Genomic DNA, 1,864 nt, shown 5'->3' on the forward strand with positions numbered 1-1,864 from the left:
CTGTGATGGGTAGGGGAGCGTCGTGTGCCGGGTGAAGCAGCCGCGGAAGCGAGTTGTGGACGGTTCACGAGTGAGAATGCAGGCATGAGTAGCGATACACACGTGAGAAACGTGTGCGCCGATTGACTAAGGGTTCCTGGGTCAAGCTGATCTGCCCAGGGTAAGTCGGGACCTAAGGCGAGGCCGACAGGCGTAGTCGATGGACAACCGGTTGATATTCCGGTACCCGCTTTGAAACGCCCAATATCGAGCCCATTAATGCTAAGGCCGTGAAGCCGTTCCGGACCCTTCGGGGAAAGGAAAGTGGTGGAGCCGTCGACCCAAGGTGGTAGTAGGTAAGCGATGGGGTGACGCAGGAAGGTAGTCCAGCCCGGGCGGTGGTAGTCCCGGGGTAAGGGTGTAGGGCGTGTGATAGGCAAATCCGTCACACATATAGCCTGAGACCTGATGCCGAGCCGATTGTGGTGAAGTGGATGATCCTATGCTGTCGAGAAAAGCCTCTAGCGAGTTTCATGGCGGCCCGTACCCTAAACCGACTCAGGTGGTCAGGTAGAGAATACCGAGGCGTTCGGGTGAACTATGGTTAAGGAACTCGGCAAAATGCCCCCGTAACTTCGGGAGAAGGGGGGCCACGCCTGGTGATCGAATTTACTTCGTGAGCTGGGGGTGGCCGCAGAGACCAGCGAGAAGCGACTGTTTACTAAAAACACAGGTCCGTGCGAAGCCGTAAGGCGATGTATACGGACTGACGCCTGCCCGGTGCTGGAACGTTAAGGGGACCGGTTAGCTCTGTTTCGACAGGGCGAAGCTGAGAACTTAAGCGCCAGTAAACGGCGGTGGTAACTATAACCATCCTAAGGTAGCGAAATTCCTTGTCGGGTAAGTTCCGACCTGCACGAATGGCGTAACGACTTCTCGACTGTCTCAACCATAGGCCCGGTGAAATTGCACTACGAGTAAAGATGCTCGTTTCGCGCAGCAGGACGGAAAGACCCCGGGACCTTTACTACAGTTTGATATTGGTGTTCGGTTCGGCTTGTGTAGGATAGGTGGGAGACTTTGAAGCCGTGACGCCAGTCATGGTGGAGTCGCCGTTGAAATACCACTCTGGTCGTGCTGGATGTCTAACCTCGGTCCGTGATCCGGATCAGGGACAGTGTCTGATGGGTAGTTTAACTGGGGCGGTTGCCTCCCAAAGGGTAACGGAGGCGCCCAAAGGTTCCCTCAGCCTGGTTGGCAATCAGGTGTTGAGTGTAAGTGCACAAGGGAGCTTGACTGTGAGACCGACGGGTCGAGCAGGGACGAAAGTCGGGACTAGTGATCCGGCGGTGGCTTGTGGAAGCGCCGTCGCTCAACGGATAAAAGGTACCCCGGGGATAACAGGCTGATCTTCCCCAAGAGTCCATATCGACGGGATGGTTTGGCACCTCGATGTCGGCTCGTCGCATCCTGGGGCTGGAGTCGGTCCCAAGGGTTGGGCTGTTCGCCCATTAAAGCGGTACGCGAGCTGGGTTTAGAACGTCGTGAGACAGTTCGGTCCCTATCCGCTGTGCGCGTAGGAATATTGAGAAGGGCTGTCCCTAGTACGAGAGGACCGGGACGGACGAACCTCTGGTGTGCCAGTTGTCCTGCCAAGGGCATGGCTGGTTGGCTACGTTCGGGAGGGATAACCGCTGAAAGCATCTAAGCGGGAAGCCTGCTTCGAGATGAGTATTCCCACCTCCTTGAGAGGGTAAGGCTCCCAGTAGACGACTGGGTTGATAGGCCGGATGTGGAAGCCCAGTAATGGGTGGAGCTGACCGGTACTAATAGGCCGAGGGCTTGTCCTCAGTTGCTCGCGTCCACTGTGTTAGTTCTGAAGCAA

At 56.5% G+C, this 1,864-nt stretch carries 1 rRNA gene (cut by a window edge); it reads left to right on the forward strand.

Features of this window, described 5'->3' with window-relative positions:
• Positions 1-1,829: ribosomal RNA gene (locus tag ACZ7G1_RS38810) — 23S ribosomal RNA — on the forward strand; it begins 1,372 nt to the left of the window's first position.
• The last annotated feature ends 35 nt before the right edge of the window (positions 1,830-1,864 follow it).

It is taken from the genome of Streptomyces sp. NPDC037273, assembly GCF_055603625.1.